This window comes from Microcoleus sp. D3_18_C2, from assembly GCF_036702395.1.
GTDB lineage: Bacteria > Cyanobacteriota > Cyanobacteriia > Cyanobacteriales > Microcoleaceae > Microcoleus.
In genome coordinates, this window is record NZ_JAUBTG010000036.1 from 14,411 (window position 1) to 38,153 (window position 23,743).

23 protein-coding genes and 1 pseudogene are annotated in these 23,743 nt (G+C 45.9%); 8 read left to right on the forward strand and 16 right to left on the reverse strand.

The annotated features are described in order from the left end of the window. Positions 1-6: 6 nt before the first annotated feature. The 6 genes from QUA88_RS19800 to QUA88_RS19825 all read right to left on the reverse strand — a co-directional run bounded on the left by QUA88_RS19800 (position 7) and on the right by QUA88_RS19825 (position 4,907). Positions 7-234 carry a hypothetical protein gene (locus QUA88_RS19800; protein ID WP_333273325.1) on the reverse strand — a complete coding sequence of 76 codons (228 nt, stop codon included), beginning with the start codon at positions 232-234 and terminating at the stop codon, positions 7-9. Between the two features lie 340 nt (positions 235-574). After that, positions 575-1,708, reverse strand: coding sequence for a glycosyltransferase (locus QUA88_RS19805; RefSeq protein ID WP_333057385.1), 1,134 nt, complete (start codon positions 1,706-1,708; stop codon positions 575-577). A 683-nt stretch (positions 1,709-2,391) separates the two neighbouring features. Then, positions 2,392-3,540, reverse strand: a complete 1,149-nt coding sequence (locus tag QUA88_RS19810; protein ID WP_333057384.1) for an NAD-dependent epimerase/dehydratase family protein — start codon at positions 3,538-3,540, stop codon at positions 2,392-2,394. Positions 3,541-3,651: 111 nt separating this feature from the next. Beyond that, positions 3,652-4,242 carry a chromophore lyase CpcT/CpeT gene (locus QUA88_RS19815; RefSeq protein WP_333057383.1) on the reverse strand — a complete coding sequence of 197 codons (591 nt, stop codon included), beginning with the start codon at positions 4,240-4,242 and terminating at the stop codon, positions 3,652-3,654. A 327-nt stretch (positions 4,243-4,569) separates the two neighbouring features. Further along, positions 4,570-4,677, reverse strand: coding sequence for a helix-turn-helix domain-containing protein (locus tag QUA88_RS29550; RefSeq protein WP_445300600.1), 108 nt, complete (start codon positions 4,675-4,677; stop codon positions 4,570-4,572). 17 nt (positions 4,678-4,694) lie between these two features. Next, entirely contained in the window at positions 4,695-4,907 is a 213-nt protein-coding gene (locus QUA88_RS19825) for a helix-turn-helix transcriptional regulator (RefSeq protein WP_333150720.1), read from the reverse strand. Positions 4,908-5,039: 132 nt separating this feature from the next. Between QUA88_RS19825 and QUA88_RS19830 the strand changes: the two genes are divergently transcribed. The 3 genes from QUA88_RS19830 to QUA88_RS19840 all read left to right on the forward strand — a co-directional run bounded on the left by QUA88_RS19830 (position 5,040) and on the right by QUA88_RS19840 (position 6,075). Next, positions 5,040-5,273, forward strand: coding sequence for a hypothetical protein (locus tag QUA88_RS19830; RefSeq protein ID WP_333057381.1), 234 nt, complete (start codon positions 5,040-5,042; stop codon positions 5,271-5,273). 110 nt (positions 5,274-5,383) lie between these two features. Continuing rightward, entirely contained in the window at positions 5,384-5,704 is a 321-nt protein-coding gene (locus QUA88_RS19835; RefSeq protein ID WP_333057380.1) for a hypothetical protein, read from the forward strand. A gap of 29 nt (positions 5,705-5,733) precedes the next feature. Then, positions 5,734-6,075, forward strand: a complete 342-nt coding sequence (locus tag QUA88_RS19840; RefSeq protein WP_333057379.1) for an HNH endonuclease — start codon at positions 5,734-5,736, stop codon at positions 6,073-6,075. A 151-nt stretch (positions 6,076-6,226) separates the two neighbouring features. Here QUA88_RS19840 and petL read toward each other — a convergent pair whose 3' ends face one another. After that, positions 6,227-6,328, reverse strand: coding sequence for a cytochrome b6-f complex subunit PetL (petL, locus tag QUA88_RS19845; protein WP_006633742.1), 102 nt, complete (start codon positions 6,326-6,328; stop codon positions 6,227-6,229). A gap of 77 nt (positions 6,329-6,405) precedes the next feature. On the opposite strand from petL, the gene aroB reads away from it, so the two are divergent. After that, on the forward strand, positions 6,406-7,500 hold the full coding sequence (gene aroB / locus QUA88_RS19850; RefSeq protein WP_333233912.1) for a 3-dehydroquinate synthase: 1,095 nt from the start codon (positions 6,406-6,408) through the stop codon (positions 7,498-7,500). A gap of 96 nt (positions 7,501-7,596) precedes the next feature. Here aroB and QUA88_RS19855 read toward each other — a convergent pair whose 3' ends face one another. From QUA88_RS19855 to QUA88_RS19865, 3 genes and pseudogenes are all read right to left on the reverse strand, one after another. Next, positions 7,597-8,367 (reverse strand): tetratricopeptide repeat protein, encoded by a 771-nt coding sequence (locus tag QUA88_RS19855; RefSeq protein ID WP_333057377.1) that lies wholly within the window; start codon positions 8,365-8,367, stop codon positions 7,597-7,599. A gap of 106 nt (positions 8,368-8,473) precedes the next feature. Further along, entirely contained in the window at positions 8,474-9,613 is a 1,140-nt protein-coding gene (locus tag QUA88_RS19860; protein ID WP_333211475.1) for a transposase, read from the reverse strand. Next, positions 9,555-10,160 (reverse strand): annotated as a pseudogene (locus tag QUA88_RS19865) (IS607 family transposase); the annotation flags it as partial. The pseudogene QUA88_RS19865 and the gene QUA88_RS19860, both read right to left, overlap by 59 nt. A gap of 196 nt (positions 10,161-10,356) precedes the next feature. On the opposite strand from QUA88_RS19865, the gene QUA88_RS19870 reads away from it, so the two are divergent. Further along, on the forward strand, positions 10,357-11,193 hold the full coding sequence (locus tag QUA88_RS19870; protein WP_333273332.1) for a stomatin-like protein: 837 nt from the start codon (positions 10,357-10,359) through the stop codon (positions 11,191-11,193). Here the strand turns inward: QUA88_RS19870 and folP are convergent. From folP to QUA88_RS19900, 6 genes are all read right to left on the reverse strand, one after another. Further along, positions 11,184-12,053, reverse strand: coding sequence for a dihydropteroate synthase (folP, locus tag QUA88_RS19875; protein WP_333273335.1), 870 nt, complete (start codon positions 12,051-12,053; stop codon positions 11,184-11,186). The two genes, QUA88_RS19870 and folP, sit on opposite strands and share 10 nt — an antisense overlap. A 136-nt stretch (positions 12,054-12,189) precedes the next feature. Further along, positions 12,190-12,750 carry a Uma2 family endonuclease gene (locus QUA88_RS19880; protein ID WP_333057375.1) on the reverse strand — a complete coding sequence of 187 codons (561 nt, stop codon included), beginning with the start codon at positions 12,748-12,750 and terminating at the stop codon, positions 12,190-12,192. A gap of 129 nt (positions 12,751-12,879) precedes the next feature. Then, complete coding sequence (gene tpiA / locus QUA88_RS19885; protein ID WP_333057405.1) at positions 12,880-13,605, reverse strand: triose-phosphate isomerase; 726 nt, start codon at positions 13,603-13,605, stop codon at positions 12,880-12,882. A 75-nt stretch (positions 13,606-13,680) separates the two neighbouring features. Continuing rightward, a complete protein-coding gene (locus QUA88_RS19890; RefSeq protein ID WP_006633749.1) occupies positions 13,681-13,866 on the reverse strand; it encodes a PCP reductase family protein in 186 nt (61 codons plus the stop codon). Between the two features lie 100 nt (positions 13,867-13,966). Beyond that, entirely contained in the window at positions 13,967-14,632 is a 666-nt protein-coding gene (locus tag QUA88_RS19895; RefSeq protein ID WP_333273338.1) for a hypothetical protein, read from the reverse strand. Between the two features lie 75 nt (positions 14,633-14,707). Further along, positions 14,708-15,088 (reverse strand): hypothetical protein, encoded by a 381-nt coding sequence (locus QUA88_RS19900; RefSeq protein ID WP_333273341.1) that lies wholly within the window; start codon positions 15,086-15,088, stop codon positions 14,708-14,710. 834 nt (positions 15,089-15,922) lie between these two features. Between QUA88_RS19900 and QUA88_RS19905 the strand changes: the two genes are divergently transcribed. The 3 genes from QUA88_RS19905 (at position 15,923) to QUA88_RS19915 (ending at position 23,530) form a co-directional block, all read left to right on the forward strand. Next, positions 15,923-16,936, forward strand: coding sequence for a PleD family two-component system response regulator (locus tag QUA88_RS19905; protein WP_333273344.1), 1,014 nt, complete (start codon positions 15,923-15,925; stop codon positions 16,934-16,936). Between the two features lie 18 nt (positions 16,937-16,954). Next, on the forward strand, positions 16,955-17,362 hold the full coding sequence (locus QUA88_RS19910) for a hemerythrin family protein (RefSeq protein ID WP_333273347.1): 408 nt from the start codon (positions 16,955-16,957) through the stop codon (positions 17,360-17,362). A 150-nt stretch (positions 17,363-17,512) separates the two neighbouring features. Beyond that, positions 17,513-23,530, forward strand: coding sequence for a response regulator (locus QUA88_RS19915; protein WP_333273350.1), 6,018 nt, complete (start codon positions 17,513-17,515; stop codon positions 23,528-23,530). Positions 23,531-23,743 lie beyond the last annotated feature (213 nt).

A 23,743-nucleotide genomic window follows, 5' to 3' on the forward strand; every position in this document is an offset into this window, starting at 1 on the left:
GCTTGCTCAGATGGGTAGACTGACCGCAGGTCGATCTGCGCGAGATTCGGCGGCGGTGCAAACTCTTGAATTTGTTTGCAAGCGCATCGGCACTCGCTTGTCGCTTTGATGAATCGTGAGTTCAAAAGTGGCGCACGCAACTTCAGTTTGCTTGTTATGTATGCTCGATCGATCTTTTTTCCAACCTCGATACTGATGAGGGTTCGTCAATTCAAGCTGAACTTGAGTTCGCAAAACAGAAGGCCTGAAAATTAGGTTACAGGCTTTAGTTCGATCGACAGTGCAATGTAGATTTGACGTTCTGTGCTCGGCCCCAGCGCGCGGTGTTACTGTTTTAGCGCACTCGGCGACCGTATCCGGTCAGGTAAAGGGCGCTATGAAAGCAGCGCGCAAGGCATTCCTACAGAGCTTACTCATAGTTTAATGGTAAACGCAACAGCAGGATAGCGACGGTAATTTATGCAGCAAAAAAGTTCGATCGGTCTTTGAAAACATCCCTCCTCACTACCAACTGACGATCGAACAGGGAAGCTAAGCTGGCGGTGATGTTTAAAGGTGCTACAGATCCTGACATTTAGGCCGCTCTGGGCACAGACTGGGCAAACACCACTGATTGATAGTAGCGCTGCAGTTGTGCGGCAGCAGCGGCCCAACCCCAGCGTTCAGCTTCTCGGCGAGCGTTATGGCGTAGGGTTTCCCGTTCTTCAGGATTCGCAAACAGACGCTTGGTGGCGACGAGTGCTCCTTCTTCGTCGGCGGGGTCAAATAAATATCCGTTAACACCGTCAGTGACGATATCGGGAATTCCGCCGCTGCGCGCCGCCACTACAGGCGTCCCCGCAGCCATTGCTTCTAGGAGCACTAAGCCCAGGGTTTCGGTGCGGGAGGGAAAAATGAAGGCGTCGGCAGATGCGTAAGCTCTTGCGAGTTCTTGCCCCTTGAGGTAGCCGACAAAATTGGTGGGTGTACCGGCAAAATATTGTTCAAGGGTTTGCCGATGCGGGCCGTCTCCCACTAAGGCGAGGCGGGCATCGGGAATCGCTGCGAGGACTGGTTTGATGCGTTCGATTTCTTTTTCTGCACCGAGGCGGCCGACGTACAGCAGCAGGGGGCTGTCTGGGTTATTTGCAGAAAGGCGCGATCGCATTTCTCGACTTGCCAATTCCGGGACAAACATTTCAGTATCTACGCCCCGCTGCCACAAATCTACTCGCTCAATGCCGTGGGTTCTCAATTCTTCCACCATTGCTGTAGAAGTACACAGATTCAATTCTGCTTGGTTGTGGGCACCTTTGAGCAATTCCCACAATAAAGGTTCGAGGACTCCAAAACCGTAATGGTGCAAATATTTCGGCAAATGCGTGTGGTAAGAAGCCAAAATCGGAATGTTGAACTTTTTCCCGTAATATATACCCCCCAATCCCAAAATAGCGGGATTGACAACGTGAATAATATCCGGTTTAAACTGCTCTAATTGGCGACCGACAGCCGGAGAAGGAAGTGCCATTTTCAGTTCCGGGTACATCGGCAAAGGCAAGCCCTCCACACCGTAAACTCGGGCGCCTTTGTATTCTTTGATCCCGTAATCTGGAGAAAATATCAGAACTTGTTCGCCCGATCGCTGCAAGTGATCTACAGTGTGAATCAGGCGCGTCACAATGCCGTCTATTTTCGGCAAAAATGTTTCAGTGAACAGAGCAATTTTCATAAAAATAAGTTACTTAGGGAGCCGATAATCATAGCCAGAGGCCAAGGTCATCGGTAACAGGATACACTGTGTCGCGGGGAGTAAGTCATGGCGCGCGATCGGCTGCTTTTCTACACTTCTTCTTTCTGTTGCACTACCGCTAATTCCGAGCGAGAGGTTTTTGGGGTAAGATCCAAATTCCCTGAATGCGAATAGATAAAATTATCCCACCTAAAAGCAATCCCACACCTTTGGCAAAGCAATTAATTCTGTGAATTTCCTGTGCAGTTTTAGCAATTAACATTTCTTTTTCCGCAGCATAAGGCGCTTCGCTAACAGGCGCGGTAATTTTGATAACTCGCGGTTAGTGCAGCCCATTCCGGTATTAAATAATAATAACGAACTGCACTGGCTGAAAATCTCGGCAGAACAACGAAAAGCAACAGAATAATATTGCGAATTTCTACGACATTTTTTTCCAAAAAGCCAGCATTAAAAACCTTATGGATTTTTTTTAATTAACCGCAGAGGACACAGAGGACACAGAGAAAGAGATAAAAAAGATAGATTATCGTAATATACAGCAAACTCCATTCAGAACTTGCGAACCCTTCTCCTCTCTTCCCTTCTTTTCTCTTACTTCGCGCCCTTCGCGCCTTCGCGGTTCGTTAAAAAGCTCTTTCCCCGCAGGTAGAGGTCTGAACTTACTTCCAAGAAACCTTCGGCAAAATCTGGTTTTTATCGACACGGTGCTGATATTTTGTAGCAAAATTCAGCAGAGAATCGAGCAGGGAATCTGAGAGATAGTGCGGTTGCAAACCGAGGTCTAGCAAATTGGTGTTTTTGGCATTGAAATAATGTTCTTCTTTCTCGACTCTGGGATTTTCGATGTTGTTGATTTCTACTTTTAATCCCATTGCCATGCCTGCTTTTTGCACCAAGGAGGCTAAGTCGCCGACGCTGAATTGTTCGGTGAATTGGTTGAAGACGCGGAATTGTCCGGCTTCGGCGGGGTTGGCTAGAGCCAATTCCACGCACCGCACGGTATCCCGAATGTCTAAGAAGCTGCGGGTTTGTCCGCCACTGCCATAAACTGTCAGAGGATGACCGATCGCAGCTTGGATGCAAAATCTGTTCAATGCTGTCCCGAATACTCCGTCGTAGTCCAAACGGTTGATCAACAGTTCGTCCATGCCGGTTTCATCTGTGAGCACGCCGTAGACTACGCCCTGATTTAAGTCGGTGGCTCTTAAACCCCAGATTTTGCAAGCAAAATGGATGTTGTGGGAGTCGTGGACTTTTGACAGGTGGTAGAAACTGCCTGGTTGTTTGGGATAGGGTAGTGTATCCTTGCGACCGTTGTGTTCGATCGTGATGTAGCCTTCTTCAATGTCAATATTCGGCGTGCCGTATTCGCCCATTGTCCCTAATTTCACTAGGTGACAATCGGGGAAGTCTTCGCGGATGGCGTACAGCAGGTTGAGTGTCCCGACGACGTTATTGACTTGGGTGAGGACTGCGTGTTCGCGATCGATCATTGAGAAAGGTGCCGAACGCTGTTCGCCGAAATGGACGATCGCCTCTGGTGCAAATTTTCTCATGCTTTTGCTGAGAAAATCGTAGTTGGTGATGTCACCGACGAACAAGTCGATCGACTTGCCCGTTAAATCTTGCCATCGCTGGAGTCGTTGCTGAATCGGTGCGATGGGAGTGAGGGTGTCGCTGCACAGTTCCAGATCCCAGTGCCGCCTCACGAAGCTGTCGAGGATGCCAACTTCGTAACCTTTGTTAGAAAGGTAGAGTGCGGTTGCCCAACCGCAATAGCCATCGCCACCAATAACCAGGACTTTCATAAATCAACGGTGAATCTTGCTTGCCAATACTGGGTTAATGTACCAGGTATTGGTGCATTCTGAACCTTTAATAAGCGCGTGTTCGCCCAGGAAGGACTCTGTTTTTTTGGATTAACCCGGAATTTCGTCGGCGAAACTGGCCCGGCGGGTGAATTCAAAGGGGCCAGCCTGGGCTCCCCAGACGTGGGCGTCGGTTTCTGGGTCGCGCCCGCGATCGTGGCTAATAAATTTGTCTTGGTCAATCTCGAATTCGCTGTCTAGATAGGTTTTTTTGCCCTTTCTGACCACCATGCAGCCTTTTCCGGGTTCGACAGACCCTTTGAAGCTGTTGCCCGTCCACTGCGTAATAAAGGTGCAGCCAGGAAGTAGAGTCAGTTGTTCTTTTTTGATTTCTTGCAGCCGTTGCGGGTCGCGGGCCGCGCCGTAGAATTGTTCTTCGTTTTCTATGGCATAATTTTCGATGTCGATTCGATCGCCCACTGGGACTAATTTCAAAACTCGGACTCGGTACGGTACGTGCAGTTCAATATCGTAGGCTTGTTCTAGGTACAAGCTGATCCCATCCAGAACTTCGATCGGCAAAGGCCTCATGCAGACGCGGATGTGGGCGAAGAATGGCGGGTTTTCAAAGGCTTGGGCTTGGTTGCTGAAGTCGGCGGCCATCCAGCGGGCGAGGGTGACGATATCGGTGGAATGAGACATATCGATTTTCGATTTTAGATTTTAGATTTTGGATTGGGGGAGTAGAAGTTATTTTAGGGGATAGCGGGCGATCGGCTATAGAAGGTAGTTATATGCTTTACGAACCAGTAAAGAAAAGGTGGCGATAAGTACGGCATTAATCAACGTATCCCATTAGCGAGATCGTCCTTTTCTTCTACCAGCGCTGGAATTTTTAGTCTAACTCGCCCCATTGGTGCGCCTTCAATCTTCCAAAATCTCGACCAAATCTTCCATTGTCAAGTCGAAGGCGCGGGCAATTTTGTAGACAGCAGAAAGATCGACTGTATTCAAAGCATCGCGCCTCCCCTAGCTTCTGACAGTGTTGTAGTTGACTCCCGAGCGATCGGCAACTTCTTTGAACGTCCAACCCTTTTGCTCAGCTAGTTCTCGAATCCGCAATCTAACATATCCCATTAGCGCGAGCGCCCTTACTATTCCAAAAACTCGACCAAATCTTCAATCATGACATCAAAAGCAAGGGCGATCTTCTGAACGGCACTCAGATCGACCATACTCATCCCATCATCGCGTCTAGCGTACCCTTTAACCGTGTTGTAATTAACCCCTGAGCGATCTGCCACGTCTTGCAGCGTCCAGCCCTTTTCTTCTGCCAACTCTCGAATCTTTAGTCTAACTCGCCCCATTTTGCCCTTGACAACAGGTTAGATTTAACCTTAAACTGTAAAAAATTCAAAACGATCGCCCTCCTAGCCTCGAAAACTTAAGGGCGATCGCCTTTTCTATCACACCCCGCGTTTGCGGGGAACGATTACCCTATGATACCAACATCCAAGCCCAAATTAAACACTCATCCCTGGTGTATCGTGCGACAATTGCCAAATATGCAGCGATTGGTGGTTGCTCGGTTCCACCGTCGGGGCGATGCGGAGGGATATATCCAGATTTTACAGCGGTTGTTGCCGACGGCTAAACACGCGATCGTTTTTGATACGACTGGGGCTGAGAAATTGCCACAAGTGCGATCGACTCAATTAGAACGAATCTTGTAATTAATCAGGAGCGATCGTGTTTTATAGCAAGTGCGATCGCTCTTTCCTTAAATTCACTTAACAACGGATAAGCTACAATATTCCAAGAGTATCTGAGAGCTGTTATTCCTATGAATACTCAATTAATGGTAAAACCTTCTTCTTTGATACCCCAAGGCATCAAAATGGTAGAATTTGGGAATATTTACTTATTCAGATTTACCGACGATATCCAATCTCGCATGGAAGAACTGCTAGAGAGAAAAAGACTAGATTTGTTAACTGTCGATGAAATTCCCGAATTAGCTGGCATCATCGAACTATCCCGAATTTTTACCTTGATTAACGCCCAACTTTCCACTCAAGCTAAATGGTGTCCGATCGCACTCGACAATTTATACGACAACGAGCTAAATATCTCTGCGAATACTGCCACTCTCCAGAATATCTAAGCCCAGATCGCTTTACCATAGATCATCTCATGCCCAAATCTCTAGGCGGATCTGATGACAGTGAAAATTTAGCATTAGCTTGCCGTCGCTGCAACGAACGCCACTACAATTTTACCAACGGAATTGACCAGGAAACTCAGCAAGAATGTTTATTATTTAATCCTCGTCAGCAGCAGTGGTCAGAACATTTTATCTGGACAGCAGATGGCCTAAATATTGTCCCTAAAACTCCCATAGGTCGAGCAACTTGCAATCGGCTTGACCTTAATGATGAACGTTATGATGAAGAGGATTCGATTCGGCGATCGCGCAGGTTTTGGGTAGAAGGTGGTTGGCATCCACCTGCTGAAGATGCTCGTCAATTAGAATAAGCACGATCGTTCAATCCAAAAGTTTTATGAAATGAAGCATTTGCGCCGTCAATCTACAGATAAACCTAGAGATTTTTGGCGCAAATACGTTGTCGAACTGATACTTTTGCCAGAGATTAAATCCTCTGGTTGAAACATCTAAATTAGCAAATTAGATGAGTTTGACAGCCCGCAGACCAAACATCAGCACTGTCGCCAAGCCGATCATGCCGCCAAAGATCCCAAAATAAGTTATTGCTCCGCTAAGAGTCATGGCAATTTCTCCAAAACAATCAATAAAAAGACATATAAGAACTATAATCTAAAATCTAATATCTAAATTAGATAAATATGCAATCCATAATTAAAGTTGACTTGGGGCCACAATCTTACAATGTTTGCGTGCGATCGGGCGGTTTAGACGAACTCGGCAGTCTGATGGGCGATTTAAGTTTGGGCAAAAAAGTGCTGCTGGTGTCGAATCAGTCGATTTTTCGGCAGTACGGCGAAAGAGCAACAGCAGCCCTCGAATCAGCCGGTCTGGAAGTCAGTAGCTGCATTTTACCACCGGGAGAACAGTACAAAACTTTAAATTCGGTACAGAAAATTTACGGTGCGGCTTTGGAAAACCGCTTAGAACGTTCCTCGACAATGGTGGCTTTGGGCGGCGGGGTGGTTGGCGATATGACGGGTTTTGCGGCGGCGACTTGGCTGCGGGGAATTAATGTCGTGCAGGTTCCGACTTCGCTGCTGGCGATGGTTGATGCTTCTATCGGCGGCAAAACGGGGGTAAATCATCCTTTAGGGAAGAATTTAATCGGGGCTTTTCACCAGCCACGTTTGGTTTTGATTGACCCGGATGTACTCAAAACTCTGCCGGCGAGGGAGTTTCGGTCGGCGATGGCGGAAGTCATCAAGTACGGGGTGATTTGGGATGCTGAACTTTTCGGGAAGTTGGAGAATTGCAAGCGTTTGGATCAAATGCGCTATGTGAAGGCGGATTTGTTGGCAGAAATTTTGAGCAGGTCTTGCCAAGCTAAGGCTGAGGTGGTCAGCAAAGACGAGAAGGAATCGGGTTTGCGGGCGATTTTGAATTACGGACACACCATCGGTCATGCTGTGGAAAGTTTGACCAATTACAAGGTGATCAATCACGGGGAAGGAGTGGCTATCGGCATGGCTGCGTCAAGCCGGTTGGCTGTGGAGTTGGGAATGTGGGATGCTGAGTACGATCGCCGCCAGTCTGCTTTACTTGAAAAAGCGGGTTTACCTGCCAAATTGCCGGCGGGTGTGGATGTTGAGGAAATTTTGCATACTTTGCAACTGGACAAGAAGGTGCAGGATGGCAAGGTGCGGTTTGTGCTGCCGGTGCGCTTGGGTGAGGCTGCTGTGAGCGATCGGGTGGATGGGGATTTGATTATACAAGTTTTGAAGGAAATGCTTTAGATTCTCGTTTTTGGGGGTGTTTAACCGCCGCTGAACGCTGATTCACGCCGATCGCCCAAGATTTTTTTTCTTTCAATCGGCGATCGGCGGTTGAGTTTAGGATTCGCTGGATCGCGAATTAATTTCCTCCAAGATTTTCTCTACTCTGTTAGCAGCTTGAGTTCTACCTTGCTTGATAAATAACTCCTTAGCTTTTTTGAGGCTGGCTACCGCCTCCGCTTGGTTTTCCTTGTCTCCTTGCTGGTACAAACCGACTCCTAAATTGTTTAAAGCATCGGGATATCGATCGTTAATTTTAACGGCTTGTCTCCACTGAACAATTGCCTCGGGCAACTGCCCCTGACTTGCCATCGCCACGCCTAAATCGTTGTGAGCTTTGGCGTGCTTCGGGTTGACTTCAATTGCTTTTTGGAATAGAACGATCGCCTCGCTCATTTTACCTTGCCCCGACAGCATAGTTCCCAACTTGTAATAAGCATCCGCTTCTTTGGGATAGCGAGCGATTAGTTGTCGGTACAAAGCTTCGGCATTGACAGCGTTTCCTTGACCGTAAAGGTCGTTGGCAGTTCTCAAACCCACGGTGTAGCCTTTACCTACAACTTGGCACTTTTTCTCGGAGTTGCCTTCCTGCTTGCAAATCCTGAGTTCGTCTCCCTTCATCTCGTAGGACATAACTTCCCGAACAGCAGGGCCTCGGCGTGGGGGCTGCAAGTTCTGCGACTGCAAGTTTTGCGAGAGTTGCAGGGCGATTGTCTCAGCCCCGGCCGGTTCGGCCACTGCGACACTCCAGATTCCTGCACCCACCAAAATGCTTGGGGCAATCCACCTCAAAGGTTTTAACCAGGGAAACTCTCGATCGTTTTTCATGTCTTTTGTGGAAACGTGTTGTTGATATCCTGGGTTTCACTAGCGCCGTAAGAGTCGGAGCCGATGGGGCCCACCCGATGAAATAGTTAGTTATTAACAGATACATTTAACCCGGCAATTCCCGGAAGTCCGAGATTGCTGAGTATGGTAAGACTTGGAAATCAGCAAGAATTCCAGTCAAAGAGGTATCTCTCAAAGCTTTCAACAAAATGTTAAAAGCGCCATTGGTATCCCGGTCTAGTTTGTGACCGCAGGAGGGGCAAGCAAAATGCTTTTTGCCTCCTAGTTTTGTATGAATGTGACCGCACTTTGAACAGGTCTTAGATGTATACTCTTCTGTTACGTCTACTACAACACAACCATGTTTGGCTGCTTGATGCTTCAACGTTTGTTTGAATTTATAGTGACTCAAAGTCACCATCGCTCTAGCTGTTTTCGCAGTCAGGCGACGCTTGCCTTTCTTCACCATCTGCTGAGTCTCGAAAGTCGGCAGAAAGATTACCTTGTATTTGTCACACAGATATTTCGCCGTTTTTTTGTGCAATTCAGAAACCAAATTTTTAATTTGGTTTCTGATTTTAGATGCAGCTTTTCTCAAGCAATAGCGAAGTCGTTTAAAACTTCTCCCCTTGCTGTTGCCGATTCGACTCATTATTTTATCTAGATGCCTAGCAAGACGGTAGATTCTGCCAATATCATACTTGCCCACCTCTAGTACCTCCTGCCCGTCGAAACCCGTCATAAAAGTTCTTACACCGGGGTCGAGTGCCACAGCCAGTCTTGAGTCTGTCGCAGCAGGCTTGCTTTGCTTGACTGCATAACTTACAAACCACTGACCGTTAATTAAGCTTAGGCTTGGCTCGTGCTGCATGACATCCAAAATTGGTTCTGCTGACTTAAAGCTTAAGCCTTTGGTCCCTTGAGGGTAAAACGTACTTGATTTCCAGTTGTCAGTTTGAAATCTAATGGTTTGAGACGTATCTCGACAGGTTCTGAATTTAGCTGAACCTCCCGACTTTTTAGCAGCTTTGTGGGCTTCAAATGCTTGAAATACTGCTAGCTGTCTGGGATTGTAAGGTTGTAGTTTTACCCAATCTGGCGCGCTATCCATAATCTGCTTTCGCAGAGCGTATTTACCAATTTTCTGGGTTTTGAGGATAGCAATTGCTTGGTTGTAACACCACCGACTAGCAGCTATCCAAGTTCTCCAGGTTGCTGCTAATTTCGTTTCCGGGTAAACTCGGATCTTCTTTGATAGTAGATTTGTACTTGCGGAGTCCGTACAATCGGCAACTGAATACGTGGATGATGGCAAGGATATCTTCAATGATTTCTCTTTCTGGAGATAGTTCTGTGCGACCGAGAACCACGAGTTTGCAATCGTTTTGTTCGCACACCCCTCTGATGAGGTCACAACCAAACCTTGCGAGTCGGTCAAGGTGGAAGACCACAATTGGGCTGATAGTTCCTGACATGACTTGTCCCAAAAGGGCAAGAAGACTTTTTCTTTTGAAATTGAGTCCCCCTCCGATATCTTGGAAGACTTGGCCTTGCGGGTAGATTCCTTGGAGGTAGCTGATTTGTCGGTTGAGGTCTTCTTTTTGTGTGGCCCTGCTAACTCGGCAGTAGAGGGCGGTGATTCTTGGATGGAGTCCGTCACTGAACACTGAGTCAATGTCGTAACGTCGCTGGTTGGTAGGAGTTCTAATTGTCTTGATTTTTCCTGCTTCGTCCCAGTTTCTAAGGGTCTTTTGGGAAACCGAGAGGAGTTTACAGGCTTCTCGGGGGGTGACTCAAGCGAGTCATGATGGTTGTTTTTTGCTGGCATCTCCTATGGTATCCTGTTTGGTCGGGTTGTTCCGGGAATTTACAAAAAATAATTTACCTTGTCGCAACAGTCGAGATATTTTAGCACTGCGGGGCCGAGTTTGAGTTAAATTAGAGTAGAATTCCGATCGATTCTCAGTCAACCTTAGCAGGAAAATAGAAATGGGGCAGTCTATTCTTACCATGCTCTTTGCGCTCATCCTCGGCTACGCTGTTAACTCAAGCGTCAAAATAGTCAGCGGTGGCGACGAAGCTTTAGTGGAACGTTTGGGTCAATACAAGCGCACCCTCAAGCCAGGATTCCACTTTATCAGTCCCCTGGTCGAAAAAGTCGTCTGCGTGGACACAAGCCGTGAAAGAGTTTTAGACATTAAACCTCAGTCAGCAATCACGGGAGATAATGTGGCTCTCGAAGTCGATGCCGTTGTGTATTGGCGGGTTGTCAATTTACAGAAAGCTTATTATGGAATCGATCAAATTGAAAATGCGATCGCCAACTTAGTTTTAACGACGTTTCGCGCTGAAATTGGTCGATTGCCCATGCAAGACATCTTGGGTTCCCGAGATGACATGAATAAAAAGTTACTCAAAAAGTTGGACGAAGCTACCGAAACTTGGGGTGTCAAAGTAATTCGGGTGGAAATTCAAAGCATTACACCTCCGAAAAGGGTGCAAGAAGCTATGGAATTGGAGCGCGCTACCAAGAGCGAGTGGCAAGCAATGGTCAATAAGGCGATCGGTACTAAGGAGTACATGAGGCTCTTAGTTGAAGCTTTAGACTCCCATCCGAATAGCAAGCAAGTTTTGAATTACTTAGTAACGGAAAAATACTTAGACGCTCAACAAAAATTGGGCGAAAGCGACAATGCCAAAATTCTGTTTATGGACCCCAGAAGCATGAGCGAAGCTCTGGGCGAACTGATGGGTTCTATGCCCGATGTGATTCATTCTGAGGGCGGGGAAATGAAAGTTATTGATACTCCCACTTCTCAAGACTGATTTCTGAAGATAGCGTCGGCAACCAGACAAACATCGTGCATTTCTCTGACATCGTGAACTCGCAAGATATCTGCCAAATTTGCGATCGCACCTGTACAAGCCGCCGCTGTCCCCCAAACTCTTTGTTTCGCTTCTGGCTGATTCAAAATGTGACCGATGAAGCTTTTTCGCGATACTCCGACTAAAATCGGACAGTTTAAAACACGGAATTTTCGCAACTCTCGCAGAATTTCTAAGTTTTGACTGTAATTCTTAGCAAAGCCAATACCAGGGTCGAGAATTATTTGAGATTTGTCAATCCCCGCCGCAACTGCTGCCGCAATTCGACTCTCGAAAAATTCCCCAATTTCCCCGATTAAATCCCGATAATCTGTCATTTGTTGCATCGTCTGGGGAGTTCCCCGAATGTGCATCAAAATTATTGGCACTTTTAACTGAGCAACCGTTGACAGCATTTCCGAGTCAAAAGTCGCTCCCGAAATATCATTGATGATATCAGCTCCCGCCTCTACCGCAGCTTTCGCAACCTGCGCTCTGGTAGTATCGACTGAAATAGGAACTGAGCCAAAAATATCGGCTTTTTGTCGCAGTGTTTGTACTACAGGTATAACGCGATCGATCTCATCTCCTAATGATATTTCCACTGCACCGGGCCGAGTAGATTGACCGCCAATATCAATAATATCAACTCCACATTTTACCATGTTTTCCGCTTGCGCCAAAGCAGATTCTATGGTATAGAAATCTCCGCCGTCACTAAAACTGTCAGGGGTTACGTTCAAAACGCCCATTAAATAAGTGCGTTTTCCCCAATCAAAAACTTTATTTCTAATGGTAATTTTTTCTGGGTTATTTGTCATGGCGATCGTGGGATTTGATATCTGACTGAACGCACGGGTAGCCAGAAACCGGGTTTTTTCACGACAATATTTCGTTTCCACCCACAGATTCTGTAAAAAACCCGGTTTCTTTGAGTCTTAATGCGTCCAAGACTGTTCAACCAAAACTCAACCAGCTAAAAACAGTATCAACTGTCAATTCTAATTCAATTTTATCAATTATTGGCAACCGAGCTGCACCTTTGTACAGTTCTACTTTTTGTCCTGGAAATACTGCCAAAATACTCTCTTCTTCTGGATCTAGTAACCACCCCAACTCAGTGCCGTTTCGCGAACAGTGGAGTAAGTTACTCAGCACTTTTGTTTGGCTTTGGTTTGGAGACAGAATTTCTATCGACCAGTCAGGATTAATGTCAAAGCGGTTAGCAATTCTACCCGACGGCAAAAAAGGAATTCTTTCCCATAGGAATACTGCTACATCTGGCACGATTGATGCCTCGCCAAAAGTGCAGCGCAACTCGGGAAAAGCATTGGCAATTTTCCGAGTTTTCGCTACTTGATTGATAGTCTTGCAGAGTTCACCTTGAAGTACGCTGTGTTCACCTTGAGGCATCGGCTTCTGAATGATTTCTCCCTCAAGAAATTCTGAGGCCGGTTCAGTTTCAGGAAGTTTGAGGAACTCGTCTAAGGCGGGTTTGGGTTTAACGATCGCAGTCATAGGTTAATTCTCCCGATCCGAGAAACACTGAACGGCACATCACAATTGTAGGCGATCGCTGTTTAATTCCCGCTGCCTTGTTCCAATTACCAATTAACAATTACCAATTAGCAATTAGCAATTACCTAATTACTGATAATTGACAATTCGAGCAAAACTCGCAGCTTCCAAACTCGCACCGCCTACCAGAACCCCGTCAATCTCAGGCATCGCCATAACTTCATCAATATTCTCCGGTTTAACAGAGCCACCGTACTGAATTGGCACGTCAGGATTAGTCAATTTACTGCGAATCAAACCAATAACTCGGTTAGCTTCCTTCGTTTCGCAAGTATCGCCAGTGCCAATGGCCCAAATCGGTTCGTAAGCAATTACCAATTTCTGCTGGTCAACACCAACCAAATCTTTTGCCAACTGAGAAAAAATGTGAGATTCAGTTTCCCCTGCATCTCGCTGCTGCTTGGTTTCCCCAACGCACAGAATCGGAATTAAATCGTATTTCTGAGCAGCTTTCAGCCGCAAATTCACCGTTTCGTCAGTTTCCCCAAAATATTGGCGCCGTTCGCTGTGGCCGATGATGACATAACGGACACCAAGTTCACTAAGCATTGGCCCGGAAATTTCCCCAGTAAAAGCTCCAGACTCTTGCCAGTGAACGTTCTGAGCACCGAGTCTAATCCGGCTGCCGTGCAAATTTTTCGAGAGGACAGCCAAGGAAGTGAAGGGAACGCAAAGCACGACTTCCCGTTCCTCTGGGGTTTCCGTCAGGCAGGACATGAATCCTTGAAGAAATTCTAGGGATTCAGTCCTAGTTTTGTACATTTTCCAGTTGCCAGCAATAACTATTTTCCGCACGGGTGACTCAGTAGCTCTGTGAACATCAAAATCAGGCAAATTATAGTGTAAAGCTTTAGGGTACATTTCGAGCCCTTATTGCCCAAACTCAATACGAGCTTGCTCAACTAAGTCAACGGTGACGACTTCGGTTTCGGCTTCGCGGGCCAACTGCTCGATGCGGACGCGAGCTTGTCCCCGGACAAAATAGGGAATATTTTTCAGCTTCGCCTTGGCTTCTGGCGTCCATTTTAGATCATCGGAAAATTCGGAATCGGGCATGGCGTTTTGAGCGATCGACTACAAGCCTTCATGTATCAGGCTTTGATGGAAAGCCTGGATGTATTAAATTTACCACGAGTTGCGATCGCCCCACACCTTCTCACTTTGCCTTAAATTTGTTGCCTAAAATAGCCGACGCCTCTTGTAAAAGCTGATTCTGCTCTTGTCGAATTGCCTCCAACCTTGTCAAAATATTAGCAAGTCGTTCTTGAGACTCCAAACTGTTTGATTCAACTCCCCTCACTTGTAAAGCTGAATTATTGTTGTATTCTAGATTCTTTGAAACCAAGGAGTTTACAGCCACTCCACCGAAATTACTTACAGATTTAGAGCCGAAACTCAAAACCCCTTGCATAAATTTTACAGGGCTTTGCAGAATAAATAACCAGCCTTTTGCAAACAAGCTACCTAAAGCCTGAAAAAAACCTAAGATACTCAATATAAATAGCAGCAAAATTGCTAAAGATACCAAGGGGTGATTCACCAACCAGAAGACGAGAGGGTGAGAATAAATCCAATCTTTAATATTACCATTGATAGCACTTTGGATGGCATTGGAAGCGGCATCACTCATATTTCCCGCCTTGTTAATGCTATCTTCTAATGAAGCCTTAGCCTTTTCTGTAGCTTGATTTACACTCTCTACAGCTTGGCTAGTGCTTTGATTCAGAGTATTGACCGCAGAGTTAGTAGTTTGATTAATAGTTTCTTTCTTCTGTTGCCACAGAGTGAGAAACAGCATCAACAGCTTTGTTGGTACTTTCACTGACGCGACTAACTGCTTGATTCGCGACTTCCGATATAGAAATTCTAGTTTTTTCTGTTTTTTCCGCTACAGTACCTAAAGCATTGTTCGTAGCTTGATTAACAGTATTAACGGCAGAATTCGTAGTTTGAGTGAGAGCTTCTTTTGCCTGAGATTCAGTTTCGGAGAGAGAAGATTTGGGAGCATCTCATATTTGTAAAAATACTTCTTCTGGCTCCTTCCTTCTGCCTCTTTCCTTCTGCCTCCTGCCTCCTGCCTCCTGCCTCCTGCCTCCTGCCTCAAAACTCCAATTTCTAGCGGAGGGCTGCAAAGGTGAGATGCTCCCGAAGATTTAGCTTCTGCTGTTGCTTCGGAAACAGAATTCACTGCTTTTCCGACTTGTTCCGTCCAAACTTCTTTCGTTTTTTGAACGCTTTGAGAAAAATTTTGAGAAAAATCAGGGAGTGCTACTGCCATAGTAAGTGATCTCCATCAAGTTAATTGACTCTTTCCCAGTGATTATAGTATATAGCAATGCTTGCAGGAGTCATAAATTTTTTACCCCACTCCAACCCTCCCCGAACTCGCGGGGAGTCCGTAAGAAATTCACAAATGATGCGAGAATTGCTATAGTATAGCTTCCATACCCCCATGCTTTGAAAGATGGTGCCAACGCTTTGACGATGTGTTCCCTACTCAAGCCCAAAGACACGAGTTTATACACTATCTAGGGAATTATTGGGAGAAAAGAGACCAAAAACCTATCCCAGAGCGCGCAGAATGCTGTAAATGTTTCTTAACAAAGCTTACGCTTTTGTGCAGTCAGAGCTTCCTGGTGCGAACAAACGCTCAACCCAGGGCGAAGCTATACGTGAGAGTGTGACATCAGATGTATTTCCCAAAAATAGAGCGGACGATCGCTCAAAGATGAGGCCGGAATTTGATGCACCTGAAAAAGGCTGAATTAAGTTGAGAAATCTAGCATATTATGCCAGCGACGATCGCGCGATACCTGGCGATCGTTCGTCAAAGCTCGCTCGGCGTTGTAAAAACTGTTTAACGCCCCCAAAAATAATTACATATTTACAAAAATTAGCGCGAGTTACCAGACTTTCTCTCTCCCAAAAAAAGCGATAAATTTTAAGTAGACTGTGGTTGGTGGTTTAACAAACCCGACGCTGCCTAAGATGTTGTTGCGGAAGCTTAGCTGGTGTATAATTTATGACATATTTGCCCTATTTTCACTTTCTATCTCAAGCTCAAAATATGCTACGCTAAAATGTTTGCAGAGCTTAAGATACACCCTGACGTATGTATCAATCATTAGAAGACTCAGCCATTTCCACTAACCCATCTACGGCACCGTCCCCTCTAATTCTCATTGTGGATGACGATGCCTTGATTCGTTTGCAACTGCGACTGTATTTACAGAAGGAAAAATACCGAGTGGCCGAAGCTACTGATGGGTTGACAGGGCTAGTAGCTTATGAGGAAGTACATCCAGACCTGATCCTGCTAGATGCAGTGATGCCTACTATGGATGGTTTTGCTTGTTGTCAAAAATTATCTGAAGTGCCTCAGAGCGATCGCCCACCTATTTTGATGATTACTAGCTTAGAAGACAAAGAATCTGTCGATCGAGCGTTTGCAGCGGGAGCGGCTGACTATATCACTAAGCCGATTCACTGGGCTGTTTTGCGACAGAGAGTGCGAGGGTTGATTAAGCAATTCCATTTGCAACAGCAACAAACCCTACTTTACAACCAGCTAGAGGCCGCCAATCGACAATTAAAATACCTCGCGTCAATTGACGGTTTGACTCAGATTGCCAATCGCCGTCAGTTTGACCAACAGCTAGAGGAGGAGTGGCGACGCATGACGAGGCAGCAAACTCCTTTGTCACTAATTTTGTGTGATATCGATTTCTTCAAGCCTTACAACGATACTTATGGACACCAAGCAGGGGATCTATGTTTACAGCAAGTTGCGACAGCTCTCAATCGCAGTATTAATCGAGCGGGAGATTTAGTAGCACGTTATGGAGGTGAAGAATTTGTAGTGATTTTATCGGACACCGAGCTTGAGGGAGCCGTCCAAATCGTTAAGCAAATGCAGGATCGCATCCAAGATTTAGCAATAGTTCATAAGAGTTCTCCGCATCATTGTATTACGCTCAGTTTCGGTATTACCAGTGTTATTCCTAACCAAGAAAGCTTACCAGAAACTTTAATTGCTGCAGCCGATGCAGCACTTTATCAAGCAAAAGATAAAGGTCGTAATACTTTTTGTACCAACATTCATACAGTCAATGAATTTATCGGTTAAATTATAAGGGTAAAAACTATGTTTCTCGTCATTTGGAATGATTCGTTAACTATTGGTATTCCCGAAATTGACCGCCAGCATAAACAATGGATGGCTCTACTCAATACCTTAGTGGATGCCATGTTCGCAAACTGTGGAAAGGAAGAAATAAAAGGTATTGTAGATTTTTTAGACTTGTATGTAGCCCAACACTTCGGATTTGAAGAAACTTGTATGCAAAGATATAAATGCCCAGTTGCATCTAACAATGCAGCGGCGCATACCAAATTTATTAAAACACTGAGTGAAGTTAAGCAAGAGCTACAAACCAAAGGATCGAGCCTTTCGTTAGCGATTAAGCTTAATGAACAATTGCTAGATTGGTTCGTGAACCATATTAATAAAAAAGTCGATCGAGAACTCAAGTCCTGCATAAGTAAGCCTTAATTTTAGTCTTAGAGCCTAAATCATCGGTGGTGCGAGCTTCATGGAAACTGTCAGGTAAATAACAGATCGGCTCTATGGCGCTTTTTTTATTGGAATCAGGTCATATTCAGCAACTAGCGATTATAAAAGTTTATGGGAGGGGCTAGCTCAATGGGTAATAAAAGATGGTTAGGTGCGATCGCCCTTCTCATTGGTGCGGGTGTTCTGGGCAACTATTTCAGTTTGTCTCTTTTCTTTGGGGTTGATTTCCTCTTTGGCAGTATTCCCATACTGATTATTACTTACTACTTCGGCTTGGGCTGGGGAGGCTGGGCTGGTTTAATTGCAGGCAGCTATACTTATATCCTGTGGCATCATCCATACGCCACGATTATTTTGGTAATTGAGGCTCTGTTTGTAGGGTTTCTTTGCAAGAAGCGCAAACAGCCAAATATCCTTTTATTCGATGGGATTTACTGGTTCTTAATTGGAATGCCCCTCCTCTGGCTTTTCTACGGTCAAATGATGCACATGGAGGCGAATCAGACCATCCTCGTTATGTGCAAGCAAGCAGTCAACGGCATTTTTAATGCCTTAGTTGCCAGCTTAATCATTTCGTATGCGCCGATTTATAGGTGGATTGGTGCTTCAAAGCATCTCGCCCTCTCTTTACAACAAACTATTTTTCATCTGTTGGTAGCTTTTGTCTTTCTTCCAGGACTGATGCTATTAGTTTTTGATGGTAGATCCTTGGTAGGTCAAATCCAAACGACGGTGCAAACGGAGTTACGAACAAACGCAAAAAGTCTCACTAGCGCAATATCTAGATGGCATCAGCGACATCTCTTAGCTTTGAATACATTAGCTGAAAAATCGCTCATGCCTGAAGCCGGCACTGCTGCTAATACAGCGATTAAATCATCCGAGGAGCTACAACAAAACATTAGCCTGATCGAGCAGGTGTTGCCAGATTTCGACAAAATTTATGTTGCCGATTCATCGGGAACCATTTTAGCTACTTCTTCTCTTTTAAATCCAACCCGCCGGCGGTTGATGGAACAAAGCACGGAACATCAATCTCTAATTCCCCTGGCTCAAGAGCGGTTGAGACCTTGGATGACTCCTATCCACAAAGATATATTACTGGACGAACCTCATGTAGGATTGAATGTACCCCTGCAACTTCAAGGTAATTTTCTTGGGCTGGTCCACGGTTCATTAGGATTGAGCCAGATCAAAGCTCTCTACATTTTCCAGAGAAACAATCAGCAACTAGGCATTACATTGCTAGATCAAAACAACCGAGTCATTGCCAGTAATCAATCCGACCAAAAGCTTTTGACCAGTGTTCCGGGGTCAAAGGACGGCAGCACTCGCACCTTAGAGGGAACCTTGCAGCAGTGGCTTCCTAGCAAGGGCAAGAATCCGATGATCCGTTGGAAAAATTCTCTGTATATACAGGAATTTACCATTAGCCCCGCTCTGGACTGGAAATTACGCTTAGAAATTCCAGCCGATCCCTATGTAGAAAATTTACAAAATCGCTACAAGGCTGACTTGAGTATTCTACTCCTCGTCACAATGTTGGCATTTTTGTTTGCAACGCTGGTTAGCGAACGACTGGTCCAGCCATTATCCTATTTAGCTCGTGCGACTACTGACTTACCCAACAAGCTTTCAGAAGAAACATTTGAATGGAAACATAGCTCTGTTAGTGAAATCAATGAGCTTGCTGGCAATTTTCAATTGATGGCGATCGCGCTTTATCAAAAATTTAGGGAGATTAAACACGCCAACGCTACATTAGAACAGCGGGTTCAAGAACGAACGCAAAAATTATCCATAATCAATCGCTCTCTGAAAGCTGAAATTAAGAGACGTAAACAAGCCGAAACTGAACTAAGAACGAGAGAGGCGGCGATACGAGCTTTATATGAAGTCACTGCTACCCAAAATCTCAATTTTGAGCAGCGCATTCAAGCTTTGATTGACATGGGATGTCAGAATTTTGGGCTGGAAAGTGGCGTCTTGGCTCGTGTGCAAGATAACCGTTATGAGGTGATGGTTGTGCGATCGCCCGATGAAGTCCTGAAACCAGGTGATGTCTTTGATATTAAGCAAACTTTGTGCTGTGAAGCTTTAGACACAAATGAACCCCTAACCATCCAACATACAGGCACCTCAAAATGGCGTCACCATCCTGCCTATCTTGCCTTTGGCATGGAAGCTTATATTGGAACACGAGTTTTAGTTGCAGGCAAAGTCTACAGTACCCTCAGCTTTTCTAGTAAATCTCCCCGTGCAGACAGCTTTAAATCTGCCCATGTGGAATTACTGAAGCTGATGGCTCAGTGGATTGGTAGTGAAATCGAACGGCATCAGGCAGAAGTCGCTCTGCAAGCGAGTGAAGAGCGGTGGGAACTCGCCCTACGTGGTAGTAATGAAGGGGTATGGGATTGGAACGTCAACACTAATGAAGTATTCTTCTCGGCTCGCTGGAAAGAAATGTTGGGCTACGAAGACCATGAAATTTCCCATCACCTGGACGAATGGAGCAAGCGGGTGCATCCCGATGATCTCGGTTGCGTCTTGCAAATAATTCAAGATCACTTTGAGGGCAAAACTTCTTTTTATATTACAGAACATCGAGTTCTTTGTAAGGATGGGAGCTACAAGTGGATTCTGGCTCGAGGGCAGGCGCTTTCGGATGAAGCGGGCAAAGTTGTCCGTATGACTGGTTCTCAGAGCGATATTACCGATCGCAAAAACTTAGAGCAGGAAATTCAAGCCAGAGAGCAATTATTGAATGCTTTCTTTAAAGGAGCTTCCCTAGCAGGGGTGGGGCTGTGTATCCACGATCGGCAGTTTAAATTTTTACAAATCAATGAGGCACTAGCTGAATTTAATGGCCACTCTGTGGAGGCTCACTTAGGTAAGACAACCGAGGATATTTTGGGGGAATTTGCTCCTAGTGTAAATGCACTGTTACAACAGGTTTTAACGACAGGAAAACCTTCCATCAACTTGGAAATGAGCACAGCACTATCCAGTCAAACGGGTGTCAAGCGCCACTGGCTCGTTTCTCACTTTCCCATTTTCAAGGATGCAGAGCAGGGTATAGCAGTGGGTTGCATTCTAATTGAAATTAGCGATCGCAAACGAGCCGAAGCGGAACTGCAACAAATGAGTGCGGCGCTAGAAAATGCCGTGGCAGGGATTTCTCGGCTGAACCCTCAAGGACGCTATATCTCTGTCAATGTTACTTATGCTGCCATCTGTGGATATCAGCCCGAGGAAATGCTAGGGATGGAGTGGCAAAGAACCGTTCATCCTGAAGATGTTGAGAAGATGGGGGCTGCTTATGAGCAAATGTTGAGAGAGGGCAGAGTCGAAGCCGAAGCTAGGGGAATGCGAAAAAATGGCTCTAGCTTCTATAAACAAGTGGTGATGGTCTCTGCTTATGACGAGCAAAATGTGTTTGTTGGACATCATTGCTTCATGAAGGATATTAGCGATCGCAAGCAGGCAGAAGAAGCACTACAACGACAGTTGCAAAAAGCCCTACTGCTGAAGCAAATTACCCAAGAAATTCGTCAAAGCCTTAATGCTGAGCAGATATTTGCAACGGCTGCTATTCAGATTGGGCAAACTTTTGGGGTGAGTCGCTGTTTAATTAGCACATACCAGGACAATCCACTGCCTCAGTTTCCTGTCGTTGCAGAGTATCTAGCAGTGGGATGTGCCCCCAGCGGGGAGCATGACATTCTGGTGGCCAGTCCTGCTTATACAAAACGGTTGATGGCTCAAGATGAAGCGATCGCCTCCCCGGATGTCTACTGCGAATCATTGCTCACCTGTGCTCATTCAATTTGTACCAGTCTCAAATTGAGATCGACATTAGCAGTGCGAACCTCTTACCAAGGAGAACCGAATGGTGCCATTTGTTTGCACCAGTGCGATCGCTACCGTCATTGGACTACCGATCAAATCGAGTTGCTAGAATCAGTCGCGGCTCAAGTAGGAATTGCCCTAGCTCAAGCCCAATTACTAGAGCAAGAAACTCGACAACGAGAAGAATTAACTCTCAAAAACTTTGCCCTGGAGCAAACTAGACGGGAAGCAGAAGCTGCGAACCGAGCCAAAAGTGAGTTTCTGGCGATGATGAGCCATGAAATTCGCACTCCCATGAATGCGGTTATTGGTATGACGGGACTACTGCTGGATACAGAACTCAAGGCTCAACAGCGAGACTTTATCGAGACGATTCGCAATAGTGGGGATACGCTTCTGAGTATCATCAACGACATCCTGGACTTCTCCAAAATTGAGTCGGGCAAACTGGAGCTAGAAAAGCATCCCTTGAGCTTGAGAGATTGCATAGAAGGTGCGATCGACCAACTTGCAGTTAAAGCAGATGAGAAGGATATTGAGTTGGGCTACTTCATCCAGCCCCAGACTCCTAAGTTGATTTTGGGTGATGTCACCCGTCTGCGTCAGATTCTAGTTAACTTGCTCAACAATGCGATTAAGTTTACTGAAACTGGGGAAGTTACCATTTCCGTAGAAGCCTCTCTAGTTGATTCTGACAAAACAATTTCTGAGCCAGGGAACTTGTCAGAAAGCTTGTATGAAATCCAGTTTGCCATTCAAGATACAGGCATTGGTATTCCAGCCAATCGGCTCGATCGACTGTTCAAGTCTTTTAGTCAAGTAGATGCTTCGACGACTCGGCAGTATGGAGGGACTGGTTTAGGTTTGGCGATTAGTAAGCGACTTAGTGAAACGATGAACGGCACGATCTGGGTTGAAAGCCGAGGCAACATCGGAGGAACCCCTTCACAAAAATGGCAAGCCACTAACCTTAATCGAGTCACAATGGGTTCTACGTTCTACTTCACGATTGTGGCATCCTCTGTGGCTACTGAGTTAGCGGAACCGATGGAAATGGTACCAGAACTATCTGGCAAGCGTTTATTAATCGTGGATGACCAGCCCACTAACCGACAAATTCTGACGTTGCAAGCAGAGACTTGGGGGATGCAGAGTCTAGCTGCCCAATCGGCTGTCGAAGCGCTCAACTGGCTTGAGAGTGGAGAAACCTTTGATGTGGCTATTTTAGATATGCAAATGCCACAAATCGACGGTCTCACACTCGCCTCAGCCATCCACCAGCATCCTAAGTGCCACCGTTTACCCCTAGTGTTGCTGACTTCAATGGGCTACCCAGAAGCGAGTTCTTCAGCGCTTTCCACCCACTTTGCCGCTTTTTTAAGCAAACCTATCAAACAATCCCAGCTCTATCAAATACTGATCCATGTGCTACAAGCTCAACCGAAAAAAGTTCAACAACAACTTCCTATATCTGTTCAGGATGATATGAAACTGGCCCAGAGACTCCCACTGCGAATTCTTTTAGCAGAAGATCATCTGGTAAATCAGAAGGTGGCACTGCTGCTGTTAGAGCGTTTGGGATACCGGGCCGATGTTGCGGCCAATGGATTGGAAGTTTTGGAAGCCCTGAATCGCCAGCCTTATGATGTCGTGCTGATGGATGTACAAATGCCAGAGATGGATGGACTAGAAGCCACCCGTCGTATTTGCCAGGAGTGGCCGGCTCATACTCGTCCCAGGATTATTGCCATGACGGCGAATGCCATGCAGGGCGATCGCCAGGTTTGTCTTGATGCTGGCATGAATGACTATATCAGTAAACCAATTCGAGTAGAGGTTCTTCACCAAGCGCTGAGTCAGTGTCCACCCAGCCCGGAACCGCAGCAGGAGGCCCAAAAGGAGGAATCAGATAGCAACAAGCCAGAAATTGAGATGCCAGCGGTTAACCTCACAGAACTGCAAGCCTTCTGTAGCAGCATCGATCAAGATTCAAGCCAGATTTTGAGCTTGCTGGCGAATTGCTACTTTGAGGAATCTCTAAAGTTGCTACAAGCTATGAAATTAGCGATCGCTCAAGCGGATACTCAAACCCTAAAGCGAGTGGCTCATACCCTCAAAGGCAGTAGTGCAAATCTAAGCGCAGCTCCTCTCGCCGAGCTTTGTAGCAGGTTAGAAGTTATGAGTACCTCTGGTGAACTAGATCGAGCCTCAACCCTATTGGCTGAAATCGAGGATGAGTACGATCGTGTCAAGAATACTCTCCAACAAGAACTACAAAAGAGGGAAACTAATCTATGAAAGTCAATTAAATAGGCATCTTTTTGTACCAGGACTTAGGCAACTGTCATCCGCGATGCCGCAACCGGGCTATGCGATCGCATACGCACGATCGAGCCTGATTCCAAATCTTTTAGCATCGGAATTATTCATATCATTTTTGGTAACACTCATACATGATGTTGACTGTTGACGGTTGACAGTCAACGCCGTTAACAGTCAACGCCGTGAACA